Raw genomic sequence first — 18397 nt, 5'->3', positions numbered from 1 at the left:
TTCCTACTAATCAGGATGTTTTATTCCCCATGCTATATTATTTTATTTCATAGGTAGTGAAATTTAATCCCGGCAAAAAGCTATCATCATGTGAGCTAAAAATAACAATTTTCTCTTCTGCAAGAGAAATCATCAATTCTATTAAAAATGTTATAGAATCTGAGTCAAGGCCATTTGTGGGTTCATCAAAAATATAGACATCAGCATCCGTAATAAAGGCTGAGGTCAATAAGAATTTCTTTTTTGTGCCAAGTGACATTTGCCCATATTCAATACCAGAATATTTAGATATGCCAAAACCATTTAAATAGTAATCTAATTGATGTCTTAGATTATTTTTCCTATAACGTTTGCATAGCTTTATCACATCCATTCCAGTAATAAAGTTATAAAAATCAACATTATCAGAGACGTAAAAACCATGTTTCTGTAAACTAAATCGATATTTTTTCTCCTTTTTTATCAAGTTAACCATTCCTTTTTTAACCTTATTCATACCCGCAATACTTGAAAGAAAAGTCGTTTTACCCACTCCATTAACTCCAGCAACACGGTTTAATCCCACATGAAAATTACAATTGCTTCCTGAAAGAATAGTCTTATCATTAATAACCACTTCCAATCCAACAACTTCAAGCATAAATAACCCCAAAAAAGTATGTAAAAGAGACAATAATACAAAGAATAATAAGTTTCGTATACTGAGTTCTCAGTAAAGAAATAAATGAGAGAATAACTGAAAGAAAAACATAAGATATAAACATAATAATAGGAAATGATTTAACAACAAAAAAACAAAAAGAAGAACTTAAAACAGAAAATAAAAACAAAGAAACCAAATAATTATAAAGTAAAATTTTTCGCATAGACAAAAAATTAGACAAATATGAAAGGCGATTTATTTCAATATATGAGAGATTATAAAACAATAACATGCATATACCCTTCATCTTTCAAGCTGCTGCTTTGTTGGCTGTGTTCACTTACCCCAGTCACATAGTTATCTATGCTCCTGGGGATGCGTTCTCTTGCCGCCGCACTGCAACTTGAAATCTATTGGGTATATAGATAACAACACTGAAATATGTTAGTAATATATAATCAGACTTGGCTGGAATTTGAGAAAATGCACTTTCACATAATATATATAAAATCAGAACAGATAATAACATAACAAATGACGATGTTTTATTTTTATGAAAATGATATCGTAGGTTTACAATATAAGGTGATAAAAATAACCCTGATGAAAACAACTTTTTATTTTGATTGGTTGAGTGAAATAACACAGGATTTAAATATAATCTAAACGCCATTAATAAAATAGCCAATGTAAAAATAAAATTATACAATACTCCATTTCTCAATGATGCAGAGAAAATAAAGAATGCAGCAACCAAAAGAAAACATAATAAATTTAACTCAAATAAGCAAAATCCAATGACAGCAAAAGAAACAATCAAAAACAACATAGATGAAAAATAATATAAAGAATTAGCATTTCCAGAAAAAAAACCTAAAAAAAAGAAAATAACCATCGGGAAAGCACTATAAATGAAAAAAATGATACTACAAAGAAACAATGTTTTTTTATCTACCAAAGAAACAACAATTGAATTTTTCCTCGCTGTGGGAAAAAACCTTATATTAACCAAATAAAATAACACATAGATTATTAAGGATATGGAAGAGAAATAAAATGATTTGATGTAGTTCTCTGGAGTAACAATATTCGAAGACAAGAAAATTAAGAACTCAATTACACCACTGGCTTTTGCCGGAAGTAATAAGAAACAAAGAAATATAATGACATTCTTGTTCCCGGACGCAAATTTTTTTATCCTACCTTTATACTCCAATGCATCAGCTATTATTAAATTCATACAACCCTCTAAAACCAAAATCTAAACAACGTCCTTTGTGAGTCTTTCGGAAATTTCGTCCTGGAATGTAAATACAAATAATTACTAAACACAATACATTGATTTTCCCTTAAATGCAATCGGTATTGATTTTCCTTTTGATGTATAAATATATTAATATCCATAAGCATTGAGTAAACCGATTCCGTGCATTTAAAATTATTGAGTAATGGTGAAAACGATATTCCAACTTTATCCTCTATTCTTGAAAATATTCTTTTTTGAAAAGACTTATCACTAGAAAAATGAGAAAGATATTCATTGTTAAATAATAGAATAGCCAATTGAGAAATATTTAATTCTTTTTCAAACTAAGCTCAGGAAAATTTATTCAAAATAAATTTTCCTCTCAAAAAAATAAAATTTCTGGCTTTCAGGCTATTTTTTCAAGCTATTGTTTCTTAACCTGTTGCCACATTTGTTCCATTTCTTCCAATGTCGCCGTTTCCAATGTATGGCCTTGACGCCGGATCAGCTTTTCCACTTCTCTGAAACGATTTTCAAACTTATTACATGCTTTCTGCAATGCAAGTTCAGGTTTATACCCCAAATGACGGGACAAGTTCACAGCAGCAAACAGTAAATCACCAATCTCTTCTTCCAGATGTTGTTCATCAACCACTGCCTGATGAGCTTCATCCATCACTTCGTCTATCTCTTCATAGACTTTGTCCAGCACCGGACCCAGAGTATCCCAGTCAAAACCAATGGAAGCACAGCGTTTCTGCATTTTATAGGCTTTCATTAGCGCTGGCAGGCTTACAGGAATATCATCCAAGACGGAATGAAGATCTTTTTGTGCCCTTTCCTGCGCTTTCTGTTTCTCCCAACCACTAACAGCCACATCACTGCTGATATTCTGCTGCTGAGCGAAAATATGCGGGTGCCGACGTTCCAGTTTGTCGCTGATCCCATTGCAGATATCATCGAAATCAAATAATTGCTGCTCTTTGCCCATTTCAGCATAGAACACGACCTGGAATAACAGATCACCCAATTCTTCTTTCAGATCAGAAAAATCACCGCGCTCAATAGCATCGATAACTTCATAAGTCTCTTCTAACGTATAAGGTGCAATCGTTTTGAATGTCTGCTCTTTGTCCCAAGGGCATCCCTGCTGAGGATGGCGCAACTGCGCCATAATCTCCAGTAACCGTTCTATACCCGTCATCTTTCAAGTTGTCTCTTTGTTTTTGTTGGCTGCACTCGCTCCCCCCGGTCACAGCGTTCTCTATGCTCCCGGGGATTCGCTCTCTTGCCGTCGCGAAGCATCTTGAAATCCATAGGGTATATAGCAAATGATTTCATTTTTTTATCCCAATTTTCTTGCTGTCAGTTGCCATGAAGACGTTTAGCTTCAATGACATCTGGTAACTGATTGATTTTCGCCAGTATCCGCCCCAATACTTGCAGGTTATAAATCTCAATATTCATATCAATGGTAGCAATCTGCTGTTTTACATCACTACGGCTGCTAACCCCAAGCACATTGACTTTTTCATTCGCTAAGATCGTGGTGATATCACGCAGTAATCCACTACGATCATTCGCAATAACACGCACAATCAATGAGTAACCGCTGGAATAACTCTCCCCCCAGACCGCATCCACCACCCTTTCAGGGGCATTTGCCTGCAAATCTGCCAGTTGTTCACAGTCTGCCCAATGGATAGATATTCCCCTCCCACGGGTAATAAAACCAACAATCTCATCCCCCGGAATTGGCTGGCAACAACGCGCTATGTGGTGCATCAAATTACCTACACCTTCTACCACAATCCGCCCATTGTCTTTAGCAGAACTACGCTGTGCATGGGGTTTGCTTTCTAAATTGCGAAGCGCTTCCCGATCTGCATCTTCCGCAGTCGTTTTATTAAATTTGCTTTGCAGGAAGTTAACCAACTGGTTGATACGGATATCACCCACGCCAATTCCTGCCAAGACTTCATCAAGTGTGTGGACGTTATAACGGACAATGAGTAGCTTTTCTGCTTCTTTTAAGCTGATACCCAAGTGTGCCAGTTCGTTATCCAACATCTGACGCCCAGCAATGATGTTCTTATCCCGATCCTGTTTGCGGAACCAGTTATGAATTTTCGCCCGGCCACGGCTTGTCGTGACATATCCCAGGTTTGGGTTCAGCCAGTCGCGGCTTGGGTTCGGCTGTTTTTGCGTGATGATGTCAATCTGATCGCCCATCTGCAACTGGTAGCTGAATGGCACAATACGACCACCAATTTTCGCCCCAATACAACGATGCCCTACATCACTGTGAATATGATAAGCAAAATCCAGTGGCGTAGAACCCGCAGGGAGATCAATAACATCCCCTTTAGGTGTAAATACATATACCCGATCATCAAACACCTGGCTGCGAACTTCATCCAGCATTTCGCCAGAATCGGCCATCTCTTCCTGCCATGCGATCAGTTTACGCAGCCATGCAATGCGTCCTTCATACCCCGCACGATTAACCGCTGTTGCCCCCTCTTTATATTTCCAATGGGCAGCAATCCCTAATTCAGCATCTTCATGCATCTGACGGGTACGAATCTGAATTTCCAGTGTCCTCCCTCCCGGCCCAAGCACGACTGTATGGATAGACTGGTAACCATTGGGTTTTGGGTTGGCAACATAATCATCGAATTCATCCGGTAAATGGCGATAGTGAGTATGTACTATTCCCAGAGCCGCGTAACAATCCTGTAAACGTTCAACCACAATCCGCACCGCCCGAACATCAAACAGCTCATCAAATGACAGTGATTTTTTTTGCATCTTGCGCCAGATGCTGTAGATATGTTTAGGTCGCCCATATATCTCAGTCGTTACGTTTTCTTTGAGCATATATTTACGTAATGTACTGACAAAGTGATCAATATACTGCTCACGATCAATTCGACGTTCATGCAATAGAGTGGCAATTTTTTTGTATTCATCAGGATGGAGATAACGGAAGCAGTAATCCTCAAGTTCCCATTTGAGTTGACCAATTCCCAGACGATTAGCTAATGGTGCATAAATATTGGAACACTCTTTAGCAACCAATACCCGTTCATCTTCAGCCGCTTCTTTGACTTCCCGCAGATGCGCAATCCGCTCCGCCAGTTTGATGACAACACAGCGAAAATCTTCCACCATGGCCAATAACATGCGACGGACATTATCAACCTGCACAGAACAGGTTGAATCGTTATGAGTGGCTTTCAACTGACGAATAGCATCCATTTCCATGACGCCTTTCACCAGATCGGTAATCGCACCACCAAACACTGCTGTGACTGTTTCCCCATCGAGTAATTTGGCATCAACCAACGGGAACAGTAATGCAGCACGCATGCTGTCACTGTCCATGCTCAGCGTGGAAAGGATCTCGACCATTTCTACGCCACGCCATAATAGAAGTTCTGAATCAGGATGATTTTGCGCTTTTTCGTAACAATAACGCCAGGTTTCGGCCAATTTCTCACTCAATTGAGGATGCACGATACTTAAACTCGCGATCCACTTATGTACTGCAAACTCTCCCGCAGGGGTTAAATGAGCACTTCTTATCGCAACCATAATCTCTCCCATATACCCTTCATCTTTCAAGCTGCTGCTTTGTTGGCTGCACTCACCCCAGTCATATAGTTATCTATGCTCTCGGGAATTCACTCCCTTGCCGTCTCAATGCATCTTGAAATCTATTGGATATATAGCAACTATCCGCCGCAATCTATGCGACTAAATAGCGCCATTGACTCCAGATGACCTGTATGCGGAAACATATCCAGCATCCGCACACTGATAATATGATAGCCAGCCTCAAGCAGCGTCTTACTGTCCCGCGCCAATGTTGTTGGATTACAAGAGACATAAACCACTTTTTCAGGGGCTAGCTTGACGATGTGTGACATTACTTCTGCTGCCCCCGCACGTGCCGGATCTAATAACACCTTGTTAAATCCCAGTTTCGCCCAAGGTTGCTGATGTATGTTAGCTTCCAAGTTTTCATGATAGAAAGATATGTTATCCAAATTATTTAATCTGGCATTATATTGCCCATTCGCTACTAGCGTGGCAACCCCTTCCACTCCGACCACAGACTGCACTTTCCGCGCAATAGGCAAGGTGAAATTCCCCATACCGCAGAACAGGTCAAGGACTCTGTCATTGGGTTGTAAATCGAGCCATGCCATTGCCTGAGCAACCATTTGCTGATTTACCGTATCATTAACCTGAATAAAATCTCTGGGGCTAAACACCAGTTTTAATCCGTCCACCTGATACCAGGGTTCCGACAGTTTATTCAATGGTTCAAGTGTCGTTTCATCTGCCATCAGATAGACAACCACATGATGTTGCACCGCAAACGTGCATAATTTTTCCTTATCTTCCCCTCTCAAGGGATCAAGGTGGCGCAATATCACCAATGGCCCATTATCTGCTAGCACCAGCTCCACATGTCCCAACCGTTTCGCTGCTTTCAGATTATTCAGACACTGAGATAATGGTTGCAATAACTGTTCCAATTCCGGCTGTAAAACCGGACATCTTTTTACAGCAACGATTTCATTAGATTGATTCTGCCGAAACCCCATCACCAGTTGACGTTGTTTCATTTGATACTGTAAACCAAGTCTTGCCCTGCGCCGATAACCATATTCCGGGCTGAGAATCACAGGCTTAGCAGAGACAGTGACACCGGTTTCCCGCCGAATAAGATGTTCCAAAACGCTGGCTTTACTCTCACGTTGTAAATCAGGTACAACATGTTGTTGCTGACAACCGCCACATACGCCAAAATGCGGGCAACGGGGATTCACACGATACGGACTGTCAGAAAGACGCTTAACCAGCTTTGCCTTTGCAAACTGGCGTTTTTCTTCTGTTAGTTGTATCTGTGCCTGTTCGCCGGGCAATAACCCAGCGACAAAAATGGTTTTACCTTGATGACGAGCTACACCCTGCCCCTGAGCATCCAGATTATCCGCAGTGACTGTGATGATATGTCGATTTATTGTTCGGCGATTGGGGGAATAAAATTGCACCATGATTCTTATGGACTATGAGTTATTAAGCCCTTATTTTCCCACACATAGACGCCTATGACCAAATATAGCTTACTCATCCGAATGATGAGCCTGATCCTGGGTCCAACTTTACTGATTGGTATGTTTCTCAGTGTATCATTTATCTATTACCACTATAGTGAAATCAGGGCGGGATTCTACTTTGCGTAAAAATTATACATTTCGCAGATATTGATAATTTCTCACATTCAATACGATTTTATTGATAGGTTTTGATATCTGGCATGAACATTTATTGAGCTAGTAGAGGGTTGTTTTTATCCACAATAACCATATAGAAAATGTGAGATCCTGCCCTGATAGTGAAATAAAAAACCAGATCGTCCGATCCGGAATCAGTATTATTGAACCGCTTTCCATTGCCAGTGAAATTGGCATCAACCTACATAATCGTGAACGTGTCAATTCATTGATAACCCGGCTTCACCGCAGAAATTCTGAGATAGTTCGGGCCATTGCCATTTTTAATGATGATAATCAGCTATTTGATATATCAAACTATAAATACGATTCAACCCAGCTACAAATCGCACCAAATACCCCATTGCCAATCACTCTGGCAAAAATGGAGATCAAAAACAGCATTATTTTACGTATGCCAATTATCTCAGAGCATCACTTATCTAAAAATCAACAGACTCCAAATTCCCCGACCCTGCATCCCATTGGTTATATCGCCATTGATCTTGACTTACGCTCCGCTCACTTACAGCGATATAGAGATATCGCTATCTTTATATTACTCTTAATCATTTGCCTTAGTGGAGCATCATTATTTGCCTACTATTTGGTTCGTAAAATCACGAAACCTATCAGCGAAATAGTCTGTACTGTTGATAGAATTCGTCAGGGACAGTTAAACAGCCGTGTCAGCGGAAAGTATTTTGGTGAACTCGATACGCTAAAAAATGGCATTAATGCCATGGCAAAATCCCTTTCTAGCTATAAAGAAGAGATGCAGCACGACATTGCTCAAGCAACTTCGGATTTGCGGGAAACAATGGAACAGTTCGAAATTCAGAATGTTGAATTAGCAATAGCGAAGAAACGAGCACAAGAAGCAGCCAGAATAAAAACAGAATTTCTGGCCAATATGTCTCATGAATTACGGACACCACTGAATGGTGTCATTGGTTTTACCCGCCAAACCCTAAAAACATCTCTGACAATGCAACAAACTGAATATCTGTATATTATTGAGCGTTCTGCCAATCACTTGCTAAATATTATCAATGACATATTGGATTTCTCGCGACTTGAAGCTGACAAGTTAATACTAGAAAACATTCCATTTCTCCTACAAGATACTATTGATGAAGTTATTGTTTTACTGACACCTAGCGCCAAAAATAAGAACATTCAGCTTACTCACAGTGTTGATCCACAAATACCGAATTTAGTCATAGGAGACCCTACGCGCCTCCAGCAAATATTAACCAACATCATAAGTAATGCGATTAAATTCACTGAACAAGGTTCAGTAGAAATAAAAATTAATTTGACACAACAGCAACACAATAAAATCAATTTAGAAATGACTGTCAGTGATACAGGTATCGGTATCAGCCCTGAACAGCAGCCACATCTGTTCCAAGCTTTTCATCAGGCAGATGCCAGTATCTCTCGCCGTTATGGTGGCACCGGCCTTGGTCTGGTGATTACCCAGAAACTGATCCGCGAAATGGGCGGAAATATCAGCTTTACCAGTGAACCGGGCAAAGGTTCTGTTTTTCATTTTGATTTATGGCTGGAAAAAGATGATTTCATTCTAACCGGGTCTGTTGTGCCCAAAAAAGCACGTCCCCATCCACTACATTTACCCATAGCAGTCATGGCGGTTGATGACAATCCAGCTAATCTCAAATTGATAGGCTCGTTACTAGAAGAAATCGTGGAAAAAACAGTTCTGTGCAGCAGTGGAGAAGAAGCTTTGCAAGCGGCCAAGGCTCACCACTTTGATGTTATTCTGATGGACATTCATATGCCGGGTATGGATGGCATCTGTACTTCTGAACACATCCATCAGTTACCACAACACCGTAATACCCCGATCATTGCGGTCACCGCCTATACCTGTCGGCCCAAGGTTGATGCAATTCAATTACCATTTAAAGGTTTTCTGACCAAACCACTGGATGAAAATTGTCTAAGGTCCGTACTCAACCGCTATGCCAAAATGCACGAATCACAACATATTGACTGGCAGTTAGCTCTGCAACAGGCCGCAGGAAAAGAGCAACTTGCGCTGGATATGCTGCAAATGCTGGTAGATTTACTGCCGGATATCACAGCAATGACCGAAAAAGTTTTGTCAGGGGAAATGGTTGAAGATTACCCGCAACAGATCCATAAACTGCACGGTAGTTGCTGTTATAGCGGCGTGCCACGACTAAAAGCACTCTGCCAATTGATTGAAAAACAATTACAAAAAGGTGTTCTATCCACGGATATAGAACCTGAATTACTGGAACTGACAGATGAAATCGACAATGTCCTCACCGCCGCACAAAAAATATTGAACAACGGTTGAAGCATTAATTACGTACTGTGAATTTGCAATACTCTTCATAGGCATAATTATCTGTCATGCCACTGATGTAATCCTGAATAAGACGAGCGCGATAATAGAACTCTATCAAATCTTTTTCAGATTCATCAGTGGCGATAATCCCTTCCACCGCTTCGCTGTAAGCCAGACGATGTTTAGTGGACAGTTTGTGTAGCAGCCGGGTTTCAATAAAATACTTTTCGTGACAATTATTCTGGTTTAATTCCATAAAATGCTGACGGGGCATTTTCAATAATGGGTAGTAAAAATCCAGTAGCCCATTAATCACTTTGTATCCCTGCAACTCTAGCTCTTCAACTTCTGGATGATTAAATACCCTTTTACAAGCAACATTTTTCAACGTTTTAAGTAACCGATGCTCTTCACTCTTATCTTCAAGCAATGCCTGATTAAATGTCCCCGCAAAAACCGCAGGCAGATGATCAATAAAACGATGGGCAGTATAAGGCACAAGCTTATCGGTAATATAAACCCTTAGATCCATAAAGAATTGGTCTTGCCGGCTACGGCGTAATAATTTGTTACCACGAGTTCTGTTATAAGCCTTGTTAATAGTTACTTCAAATAGATCCCCAGTCTGATGACCGCCACTTTCTTGCCACTCCTGTTTGAGATATTCCACCAGCATATCCACGCCAAAAATATCTTTTTCAACAGCGTCGTCCAGATCAGCAATGCAATAAGAGATATCATCTGCGGCTTCCATAATATAAGTCAGCGGGAAGCGACAAAATTCGCCCATTTTAAGCTCACAACGTAATTCGCGGACAAAATTTTCTTCCGACCAATAAAAACCCGGTTTTTTCATCAAGTAATTAAATTGTTTCAGTCCTTCTTCAAGACGAAAAGCGGGCAGAGTATATTTTAGAATACAGCCAATTTGGGCATAAGTCAGATTGAGTTTTAGCAGGCTGTGGACCATACGGATCGCCTGAGCATTCCCTTCAAACTGGCATAAATCTTTACGCAATTGACGACGGAAGCGATCTTTTTTCACATCACCGCTCAAATGCAATGCCAATATTTCACATTGGTCTTTACGCCCCATATTTTCCGGGTCAAAATTAGGATCGAGTTTTCTGGCAAACCAATCTTTAATCGCAGCTTCACCAAAATGACCAAACGGTGGATTGCCAATATCGTGCATTAAACAGGCCATTTCAATCAGGCTTTCAAATGGCAACAGACGTTTATCCAACCCGTAATGAACCAACAAATCACGCGATTTTAATTCACTAATAATCGTTTTCGAAATATAACGCCCAGTTTGCTGCACTTCTAATGAATGGGTCAAACGACTGCGAACGGCAGCATTATGTTCCAGCGGGAAAACCTGTGTTTTCTGTTGCAAACGGCGAATAGCCGCTGAATTGATTATCCGTCCGCGATCACTTTCAAACTGGCGAATAACTTGCTCTTCATTATTAGGATCAACATTATACTGACTGTATTTACGTTGGTAATTAAGCTTCTGACTAAAGTCTATTCCAGACATTGATCCCCCGACTTGTGAGATAGCACTGTTTTACATCACAGATTATCTGATTATTCCGTATTCGATGTTAAACTCAAGAACTGAATGATTTTATATCCTATGGATTTCAAGATGCATCGCGGCGGCAAGGGAGCGAATCCCCGGGAGCATAGATAACTCTGTGACCGGGGTGAGTGAGTGCAGCCAACAAAGAAGCAACTTGAAAGATGACGGGTATATATGATTAATTAATCAACAGCGAGTATGACATAATGAAAGTAGGCGTAATAGGTGCTATGGAGCAAGAAGTGACTTTACTGCGTGATCAAATTGAAGATTGCCAGACACTGTCACAAGGTGGCTGCGAGATCTATACCGGTAAACTCAACGGCGTGGAGATCGCACTGTTAAAATCGGGTATTGGTAAAGTTTCTGCTGCAATTGGTACGACTTTGCTGCTTGAACATTGTCATCCCGATGTGATTATTAATACAGGTTCAGCCGGTGGTCTTGATCCGCAATTGCAAATTGGTGACATCGTGGTATCCAGCGAAGTTCGCTATCATGATGCTGATGTGACTGCTTTTGGTTATGAGCCGGGACAAATGGCGCAATGCCCACCCGCTTTTGTGGCGGATAGCCAGCTAATCACATTGGCAGAAAAGTGTATTCATTCCCTGAATCTGAATGCGATACGTGGGCTAATTTGCAGCGGTGATGCATTTATTAACGGTGCAGAGCCACTAGCACGTATCCGGGCTAATTTCCCACAAGTCACAGCGGTAGAAATGGAAGCCGCAGCGATAGGGCATGTTTGCCAACAATACAACACCCCGTTTGTTGTTGTACGCGCTATCTCCGATGTCGCAGATAAAGAATCTCATCTCAGCTTTGATGAATTTCTTTCGGTGGCAGCCCGCCAATCCACATTAATGGTTAACGCAATGCTGACTGAATTGGGCAAAAATAAATAAGATATTACCGATAGAATCACGCCCTGTTGGATATTTCCGGGAAATCTTAAGGGCGTGTCTTTCAGCAACATATTTATATTTCAGAGAGCACATCTTAATGAGATGGATAAAAAGCCTAAGTTCAGTTTGGTTACCGCTTTTATTGTTTCTCAATGGTTTCAGTTATTCGCTGTATGCCAAGCCTCTGCGGGTGATTAGTTTATCCCCATCAACCACAGAATTAGCCTATGCCGCCGGGTTAGGCGACAATTTGATCGCGGCCAGTGCTTATTCTGATTATCCCCCTCAAGCCAGTAAACTTGAACAAGTGGCTAGCTGGCAGGGAATTAACCTGGAACGTATTGTTACCCTTAAACCCGATATTATTCTGGCATGGCGGGGAGGTAATCCCCAGCGCCCATTGGAACAACTCGCTTCTTTTGGTATTAAGATCTTTTATTCCGATCCTGAAACCACCGAGCAAATAGCTCAGGATTTAGAACGACTGGCTGAATACAGTCCACATCCCGAACAGGCAAAAAAGGCGGCGACTGAACTTCGCCAGCGATTTGCCGATCTGAAACAAAAATATGCCTCTACAGCACCAAAACCGGTCTTTTTACAATTCGGCACTCATCCTCTGTTTACTGCTTCGGGACATACACTACAAAGTGAAGTGCTTTCCATCTGCGGTGGCAGAAATATCTTTGCTAACAGTCCTGTTCCCTGGCCACAGGTAAGTCGTGAGCAAGTGCTCACTCGAAAACCTGAAATGATTGTTATCAGCGGTGGAGAGGAGCAGATCAAATTAATTAAAAATTTCTGGCACCCACAATTGCATGCCAAAGTGATTACATTAAATGAAGATTGGTTTCACCGCGCAGGGCCGCGCATCGTTCTGGCAGCCGAACAGCTATGCCAGCAATTAAACGACAAGGGTTCTTGATAAAGCAAAACATTTAATAAGATTGCCAGAGGACTCCCGCAAATGGGTCATATCATTCAGACCCAATTACGGGAAACAAATAGCCCAGAATCAGATGCTGAAAGAAGAACCGCAACCACAGGTTGTCTTCGCATTAGGGTTGGTAACAATAAAACGTGAACCTTCCAGACCTTCGGTATAATCAACACAGCCGCCAACCAAATATTGCAAGCTCATTGGATCAACAACCAGCTCTACCCCCTGTTTCTCAATGGTCATATCCCCTTCATTGATCTGATCATCAAAGGTAAAACCATACTGGAATCCGCTGCAACCGCCACCTGTGATATAAACCCGTAAACGCAGGTTCGGATTCTCTTCATCCGAAACCAAGATTTTCACTTTATTGGCGGCAGCATCGGTAAACTGTAAAGGTAACGCCATATCATTGCTCATCATTTTTTACTCCAAACCGGAACCCGGCAAAAATATTCAGAAAACCACAGAATTCGCCGATCATGAATAACTCGAATTATCCAATACCTAATGAGTTCGTTCAAGTTTTGTCATTATCGGTGCCCCCGAACCGCTAAAAAACTGTCACCTATAGTTAAACCATCCGTTAATCAATTAACAGTCAAGAGGAAAAAATATTGATTTATTATGATTATTAGTTAAGTTGCTAAATGTTTATCAAAGGAACAATAGGGAGTTTTTATGCGAAAAATATTGCCACTTATGCTGGTTGTCACCCTAGCGGGATGTACAGCTCATAGCAGACAAGTTGATATTGACAATGATACCGCGAAAAAAATTAATAACATTATAGAAAATCAGGTAAAACCCGCCAATAAAGACAATCCGGGTGAAATAATAAAAAATGTCTCTTATAAGTTCCTGAACACGCCTTACGCTGCAAACAAACTGATCGGTTCTCCTACGGAACCTGAAAAATTGGTTATAGATTTTAGCGGGCTGGACTGTTTTACTTTTCTTGACTACGTAGAATCTCTCAGAAAATCTAACGACCAAAATGATTTTATCGAAAAACTCATCCAGACAAGGTATATCGACGGAAAAATTAACTTCTTGCAAAGAAAACATTTCTTTACCGACTGGTCAACCAGAAAAAAATTAAATGCCAAAGATGTAACAGATGAAATAAGTTCTTCCTACATAGCAATCACAAAAAGCCTGAATAGAAAGGCTGATGGCGGCGAATATATCCCCGGATTGGGTGTTATCAAAAGAGATATTAAATATATTCCAGGTGATAAGGTCAACGATTCCGTTATTAAGAACTTAAAGACCGGCGATTATATAGGAATATATACCCATCTTGCCGGGTTGGATGTTACACATACCGGGATTTTTATTATGACAGATCATGGCCCAATGCTTAGGAATGCCTCCTCACTGGCTGCGAATAAAAAAGTTGTCGATTCGCCATTTCTTGAGTACGTCAAGAATAAACCCGGAATTATCGTTCTAAGAGCATTATAATCCGGGGGCAAACGACAAACTCACTTAAAAATAGATTCAGGAGCCTTTCATGAGCCAATCCGACATCCTCTATTCTCAGGCAAAGCAACTTATTCCCGGCGGTGTCAACTCTCCGGTACGTGCATTTAATGGTGTTGGCGGTACTCCGTTGTTTATCAAACATGCTGATGGCGCTTATCTCTATGATGTTGATGGTAAAGCCTATATCGATTATGTCGGTTCCTGGGGGCCAATGGTACTGGGACACAACCACAGCGCTATCCGTAATGCTGTTATCAAAGCCGCAGAGCAAGGTTTGAGTTTTGGTGCACCCACAGCTGCCGAAGTGGAAATGGCGCAGTTGGTGACTGAACTGGTGCCATCCATGGATATGGTACGCATGGTTAACTCAGGCACAGAGGCGACCATGAGTGCGATCCGTCTGGCTCGCGGCTATACCCACCGCGATAAAATCATCAAATTCGAAGGTTGTTATCATGGCCATGCAGATTGTCTGTTGGTGAAAGCCGGTTCTGGCGCCCTGACTATCGGCCAACCCAACTCGCCGGGGGTTCCAGTTGATTTCGTCAAACATACGCTGACCTGTACTTATAACGATTTGCGTTCAGTTCGAGAAGCGTTTGAAAAATATCCGCAAGAGATCGCCTGTATTATTGTCGAACCGGTTGCGGGTAATATGAACTGCGTACCGCCACAACCAGAATTCCTACCCGGTCTGCGTGAGCTGTGTGATGAGTTCGGCGCTCTGCTGATTATCGACGAAGTGATGACAGGTTTCCGCGTCGCCCTCTCCGGCGCACAATCTTATTACGGTGTCGAACCCGATATAACTTGCCTTGGCAAAATCATTGGCGGGGGCATGCCCGTTGGCGCTTTTGGCGGACGTCATGAAGTAATGGAAAAATTAGCACCAATTGGCCCTGTTTATCAGGCAGGAACCCTATCCGGCAATCCGATTGCAATGGCGGCTGGCCTTGCTTGTCTGAAAGAAGTTTCTCAACCCGGTGTACATCAACGTTTAACCGAGCTAACGGATAATCTGGCTACCGGCCTGACGAAAGCAGCTAAAACAGCCGGTATTCCTCTGGTGGTTAACCATGTCGGTGGTATGTTTGGCATTTTCTTTACTGATGCAGAAACCGTCACTTGCTATCAGGATGTAATGAATTGCGATATTGAGCGTTTTAAACATTTCTTCCACCTGATGCTTGATGAAGGAGTTTATTTAGCGCCTTCTGCATTTGAAGCGGGTTTTATGTCTATTGCTCATACTGATGAAGATATTCAGCGTACTGTTGATGCAGCTGCTCGCTGCTTTGCCCGACTGAAATAATTGCTTTATTTTCAAATAATCGCGCCGTATTTTTACGGCGCTTATTCTTTCCATCCTTCGAATAGGTCACAAGATTGTTCTTGCTGACACCGCTCATCTTTACTCAGAAAATCATTAGGAATAGTTGTTCCTTTCAATGCCGCAAAAAATCCGGCCCAATCGTGTGGCTTACAGGACAGTATGACATCTCCTGTCTCAGGATCTTTTCGAATAAAAACTTCATCAGAGTCAAACCGATAAACTGCTGGCAAACGTACCGCTTGACTCTTCCCATCCATAAACAATTTAGCTTTTTGACTCATACAACCTCCTGATATTGATTGGTATATATCAAAGCATATTAGAAATCATGACTAATCAGTACGAAGCCGTTGCCTTAATCGTCAAACATAACTTCTACAACGTGAAAAAGCCAATCGTAATGCTGCTCCAACTTCCTCAGGGGAGCTGTCTGCTGGAATAATGACATAATCTGACTCGACAATACCTTGTCCTGTCCAAAGCTCAAGTTTTTTGTGACCATAGGGCATAATAGTTATCACACCATCTAACAAGCGAATATTGCAACTGTTCATCTTCTTGAATAACTGACGTTTTGAGCGATAACCATAAGATCCCATCATCTCTGTGATCCAATTTTTATACTGTTTGTCATTTGCATCATGATCAAAATAATCCCCATACTTATCCAGTGGGATTAGTCTGCTTTTTGATAAAGCATCAAGCACAGCCTTTCCCAACTCTTGATCAGATACAATTGGCTGTAATAAATAATTACTTCCTGAGGGATCTGCTCCCAATAAGCCATTGCCTGAATAGGTTTGTACTGAATAGAAATCACCATTAAATACGCATCTAGCATTTTTCCATCGTTCAAAAATCTCACTCTTTATTTCACTACCGTAACTTCGACGGTAAGGAAAATTTAATAACTGTTTGAGCCTTTTTAAGATAATTAGGAAACTCATAATAGCCATTCCATTTTAAATTGATCTTATAAATCAAAGATTGAGATAATTAGCGGACACGTAATAGTGATTACGTGTCCATCTTAATTAACTCTATAAATCAAAAATCATGAATAATCAATGCAAAAACAAACTGTTTCTTTATCGTCAAACATAACTTCTGCAACGCGAAAAAGCCAATCGTAATGCCGCACCCACTTCCTCAGGGGAACTGTCTGCCGGAATGACGACATTATCAGATTCAACAATGCCTTTTCCTGTCCAGAGATCAAGTTTTTCGTGACCAGAAGGCGAGATAGTTATAACGCTACCTAACAAACAGATATTACAACTGTTCATCTTCTTAAATAACTGACGTTTTGAACGGTAATTGTAAACTTTCATTAAATGCTCAATCCACTCTTTATATCGCTCAGCTGCCCTTTCATTGTCGAAAAAATCATCATCAGGATCGACCAACCGACTTTTAGAAAGTGAATCTAAAACGGCACTACCCAATTGGCTATCAGTTACATCGGGAGATAGAACATGTTCGTGACTTTGGGGATCAGCTCGAAGCAGTCGATACCCAGAATAAGTTTTGACAGAGTAAAAATCACCATTAAACTTAGCGCTCGCATTCAGTCCTTGATCAAAATCTGTATTCATTATTTCACCACTGTAATTTTAGCGGTCAAGCTCATTTAATAACTATTTGAATATCTTTGAGATAATTAGAGGACACATAATAGTGATTACGTGTCCATATTAATTAATTCTCTAAATCAAAAATCATGAATAATCAATGTAAAAACAAACTGTTTCTTTATCGTCAAACATAACTTCTGCAACGTGAAAAAGCTAGCCGTAATGCTGCACCAACTTCCTCAGGGGAACTGTCTGCAGAAATTATGACATGATCAGATTCAGAAATACCATCTTCAGACCAACCTTCCAATTTTTCATGGTGAGATGGCCTTATCGTTATTTGACCATCAAGCAATTGGATTCCACAATTATGCATTTTTTTAAAAAGCTGACGTTTTGAACGATAATTGTAAGTTTCCATTAAAAATTTAACCCATTCTTTATATCTCTCAGCCTTTCTTTCATTGTCAAAAAAATTATCATCGGGATCAATCAGCCGACTTTTAGAAAGAGCATTCAGAATTACAACACCTAACTTCTCATCAGAAACATCAGCAGTTAACATATAGTTTCCTCTCGAAGTATCTAAATTAAGTGAACGGTAACCAGAATAAGCTGTTACTGAGTAGAAATCGCCATTAAATACGCATCTAGCATTTTTCCATCGTTTAAAAATCTCACTCATTATTTCACCACCGTAATTTTAACGTTAATATTCTTTTCCGCACCATAAACTATTGCACGGTTAATTTGCTCCCACTGATTTACCGTAGTCGCTTTTGGTACAGCAATGCGAATTTCTCGTTGTGAAATCATCGAAGATGTTACTTCTTCACCCTTTTTAACATACCCACTAAAATCTACCACTGAATCAATGTTCCCCTTTATGGAAGAATAAAGTTGCTTTGGGTCTTTGATCCTCGCTGCTGTACGAGTATCCAATGTCTTAACACTGGTAGCTATCCCTGTTTTCTGATCATAAAAATCAAACGTCCTGAAATTCTCTGGCAGTCGAGAACCTGCTGGCATCTGCGTAGCAACAAAATCC

General features: G+C 40.7%; 18 protein-coding genes. 5 read left to right on the top strand and 13 right to left on the bottom strand.

Annotated features, from left to right (window positions below; translation table 11 throughout):
- Window positions 1-37: 37 nt before the first annotated feature.
- The 6 genes from AM629_RS14205 to rlmD form a co-directional block, all read right to left on the bottom strand.
- Window positions 38-640 carry an AAA family ATPase gene (locus AM629_RS14205; RefSeq protein WP_054479938.1) on the bottom strand — a complete coding sequence of 201 codons (603 nt, stop codon included), beginning with the start codon at window positions 638-640 and terminating at the stop codon, window positions 38-40.
- 364 nt (window positions 641-1004) lie between these two features.
- Complete coding sequence (locus tag AM629_RS23505; RefSeq protein WP_054479936.1) at window positions 1005-1883, bottom strand: hypothetical protein; 879 nt, start codon at window positions 1881-1883, stop codon at window positions 1005-1007.
- Window positions 1884-1891: 8 nt separating this feature from the next.
- Window positions 1892-2206 (bottom strand): TauD/TfdA family dioxygenase, encoded by a 315-nt coding sequence (locus AM629_RS25275; protein ID WP_152912008.1) that lies wholly within the window; start codon window positions 2204-2206, stop codon window positions 1892-1894.
- Between the two features lie 107 nt (window positions 2207-2313).
- Window positions 2314-3093: a nucleoside triphosphate pyrophosphohydrolase gene (mazG, locus tag AM629_RS14190; protein ID WP_054479935.1), complete on the bottom strand. Its 780-nt coding sequence runs from the start codon at window positions 3091-3093 to the stop codon at window positions 2314-2316.
- Between the two features lie 161 nt (window positions 3094-3254).
- Complete coding sequence (gene relA, locus AM629_RS14185) at window positions 3255-5486, bottom strand: GTP diphosphokinase (protein ID WP_054479934.1); 2232 nt, start codon at window positions 5484-5486, stop codon at window positions 3255-3257.
- Window positions 5487-5626: 140 nt separating this feature from the next.
- A complete protein-coding gene (gene rlmD / locus AM629_RS14180; protein ID WP_054479933.1) occupies window positions 5627-6958 on the bottom strand; it encodes a 23S rRNA (uracil(1939)-C(5))-methyltransferase RlmD in 1332 nt (443 codons plus the stop codon).
- Between the two features lie 322 nt (window positions 6959-7280).
- Here rlmD and AM629_RS14175 point away from each other — a divergent pair, with 322 nt between their 5' ends.
- Window positions 7281-9527 carry an ATP-binding protein gene (locus AM629_RS14175; RefSeq protein WP_152912007.1) on the top strand — a complete coding sequence of 749 codons (2247 nt, stop codon included), beginning with the start codon at window positions 7281-7283 and terminating at the stop codon, window positions 9525-9527.
- A 4-nt stretch (window positions 9528-9531) separates the two neighbouring features.
- Here AM629_RS14175 and dgt read toward each other — a convergent pair whose 3' ends face one another.
- Entirely contained in the window at window positions 9532-11061 is a 1530-nt protein-coding gene (gene dgt / locus AM629_RS14170; RefSeq protein ID WP_054479931.1) for a dGTPase, read from the bottom strand.
- Window positions 11062-11312: 251 nt separating this feature from the next.
- Here dgt and mtnN point away from each other — a divergent pair, with 251 nt between their 5' ends.
- On the top strand, window positions 11313-12014 hold the full coding sequence (gene mtnN / locus AM629_RS14165) for a 5'-methylthioadenosine/S-adenosylhomocysteine nucleosidase (RefSeq protein WP_054479930.1): 702 nt from the start codon (window positions 11313-11315) through the stop codon (window positions 12012-12014).
- 97 nt (window positions 12015-12111) lie between these two features.
- Window positions 12112-12939, top strand: coding sequence for a vitamin B12 ABC transporter substrate-binding protein BtuF (btuF, locus tag AM629_RS14160; protein WP_054479929.1), 828 nt, complete (start codon window positions 12112-12114; stop codon window positions 12937-12939).
- Window positions 12940-13029: 90 nt separating this feature from the next.
- Here the strand turns inward: btuF and erpA are convergent, their stop codons facing one another.
- Window positions 13030-13374: an iron-sulfur cluster insertion protein ErpA gene (erpA, locus tag AM629_RS14155; RefSeq protein ID WP_036772078.1), complete on the bottom strand. Its 345-nt coding sequence runs from the start codon at window positions 13372-13374 to the stop codon at window positions 13030-13032.
- A gap of 261 nt (window positions 13375-13635) precedes the next feature.
- Here erpA and AM629_RS14150 point away from each other — a divergent pair, with 261 nt between their 5' ends.
- A complete protein-coding gene (locus tag AM629_RS14150; RefSeq protein WP_054479928.1) occupies window positions 13636-14421 on the top strand; it encodes a DUF1460 domain-containing protein in 786 nt (261 codons plus the stop codon).
- Between the two features lie 49 nt (window positions 14422-14470).
- The gene (gene hemL, locus AM629_RS14145; RefSeq protein WP_054479927.1) at window positions 14471-15754 is read left to right on the top strand and encodes a glutamate-1-semialdehyde 2,1-aminomutase; all 1284 of its coding nucleotides are present in this window, start codon (window positions 14471-14473) and stop codon (window positions 15752-15754) included.
- Between the two features lie 41 nt (window positions 15755-15795).
- On the opposite strand, the gene AM629_RS14140 is transcribed toward hemL, so the two are convergent.
- From AM629_RS14140 to AM629_RS14120, 5 genes are all read right to left on the bottom strand, one after another.
- Window positions 15796-16056 carry an antitoxin gene (locus tag AM629_RS14140; protein ID WP_054479926.1) on the bottom strand — a complete coding sequence of 87 codons (261 nt, stop codon included), beginning with the start codon at window positions 16054-16056 and terminating at the stop codon, window positions 15796-15798.
- Between the two features lie 81 nt (window positions 16057-16137).
- Complete coding sequence (locus AM629_RS14135; RefSeq protein ID WP_083451932.1) at window positions 16138-16722, bottom strand: contact-dependent growth inhibition system immunity protein; 585 nt, start codon at window positions 16720-16722, stop codon at window positions 16138-16140.
- A 147-nt stretch (window positions 16723-16869) separates the two neighbouring features.
- The gene (locus AM629_RS14130) at window positions 16870-17370 is read right to left on the bottom strand and encodes a contact-dependent growth inhibition system immunity protein (protein WP_054479925.1); all 501 of its coding nucleotides are present in this window, start codon (window positions 17368-17370) and stop codon (window positions 16870-16872) included.
- Window positions 17371-17533: 163 nt separating this feature from the next.
- The gene (locus tag AM629_RS14125) at window positions 17534-18034 is read right to left on the bottom strand and encodes a contact-dependent growth inhibition system immunity protein (protein WP_054479924.1); all 501 of its coding nucleotides are present in this window, start codon (window positions 18032-18034) and stop codon (window positions 17534-17536) included.
- Window positions 18034-18397: endonuclease toxin domain-containing protein (locus tag AM629_RS14120; protein WP_476704001.1), on the bottom strand; the 364-nt coding region annotated here is incomplete at its 5' end. The genes AM629_RS14125 and AM629_RS14120, both read right to left, overlap by 1 nt.

Source organism: Photorhabdus heterorhabditis (assembly GCF_001280945.1).
Taxonomy (GTDB): Bacteria; Pseudomonadota; Gammaproteobacteria; order Enterobacterales; family Enterobacteriaceae; genus Photorhabdus; species Photorhabdus heterorhabditis.
The sequence above is the reverse complement of the archived record's forward strand: the minus strand, read 5'-3'. Positions and strand labels throughout refer to the sequence as shown.

Excerpts from the sequence above, each read along its gene's own strand:
- AM629_RS14135 (WP_083451932.1), bottom strand. The coding sequence starts at position 16,722 with ATGAGTTTCCTAATTATCTTAAAAAGGCTCAAACAGTTATTAAATTTT.
- btuF (WP_054479929.1), top strand. The coding sequence starts at position 12,112 with ATGAGATGGATAAAAAGCCTAAGTTCAGTTTGGTTACCGCTTTTATTG.
- AM629_RS14125 (WP_054479924.1), bottom strand. The coding sequence starts at position 18,034 with ATGAGTGAGATTTTTAAACGATGGAAAAATGCTAGATGCGTATTTAAT.
- dgt (WP_054479931.1), bottom strand. The coding sequence starts at position 11,061 with ATGTCTGGAATAGACTTTAGTCAGAAGCTTAATTACCAACGTAAATAC.
- rlmD (WP_054479933.1), bottom strand. The coding sequence starts at position 6,958 with ATGGTGCAATTTTATTCCCCCAATCGCCGAACAATAAATCGACATATC.
- mazG (WP_054479935.1), bottom strand. The coding sequence starts at position 3,093 with ATGACGGGTATAGAACGGTTACTGGAGATTATGGCGCAGTTGCGCCAT.
- relA (WP_054479934.1), bottom strand. The coding sequence starts at position 5,486 with ATGGTTGCGATAAGAAGTGCTCATTTAACCCCTGCGGGAGAGTTTGCA.
- AM629_RS23505 (WP_054479936.1), bottom strand. The coding sequence starts at position 1,883 with ATGAATTTAATAATAGCTGATGCATTGGAGTATAAAGGTAGGATAAAA.
- AM629_RS14140 (WP_054479926.1), bottom strand. The coding sequence starts at position 16,056 with ATGAGTCAAAAAGCTAAATTGTTTATGGATGGGAAGAGTCAAGCGGTA.
- hemL (WP_054479927.1), top strand. The coding sequence starts at position 14,471 with ATGAGCCAATCCGACATCCTCTATTCTCAGGCAAAGCAACTTATTCCC.
- mtnN (WP_054479930.1), top strand. The coding sequence starts at position 11,313 with ATGAAAGTAGGCGTAATAGGTGCTATGGAGCAAGAAGTGACTTTACTG.
- AM629_RS14205 (WP_054479938.1), bottom strand. The coding sequence starts at position 640 with ATGCTTGAAGTTGTTGGATTGGAAGTGGTTATTAATGATAAGACTATT.
- AM629_RS14130 (WP_054479925.1), bottom strand. The coding sequence starts at position 17,370 with ATGAATACAGATTTTGATCAAGGACTGAATGCGAGCGCTAAGTTTAAT.
- AM629_RS14150 (WP_054479928.1), top strand. The coding sequence starts at position 13,636 with ATGCGAAAAATATTGCCACTTATGCTGGTTGTCACCCTAGCGGGATGT.
- erpA (WP_036772078.1), bottom strand. The coding sequence starts at position 13,374 with ATGAGCAATGATATGGCGTTACCTTTACAGTTTACCGATGCTGCCGCC.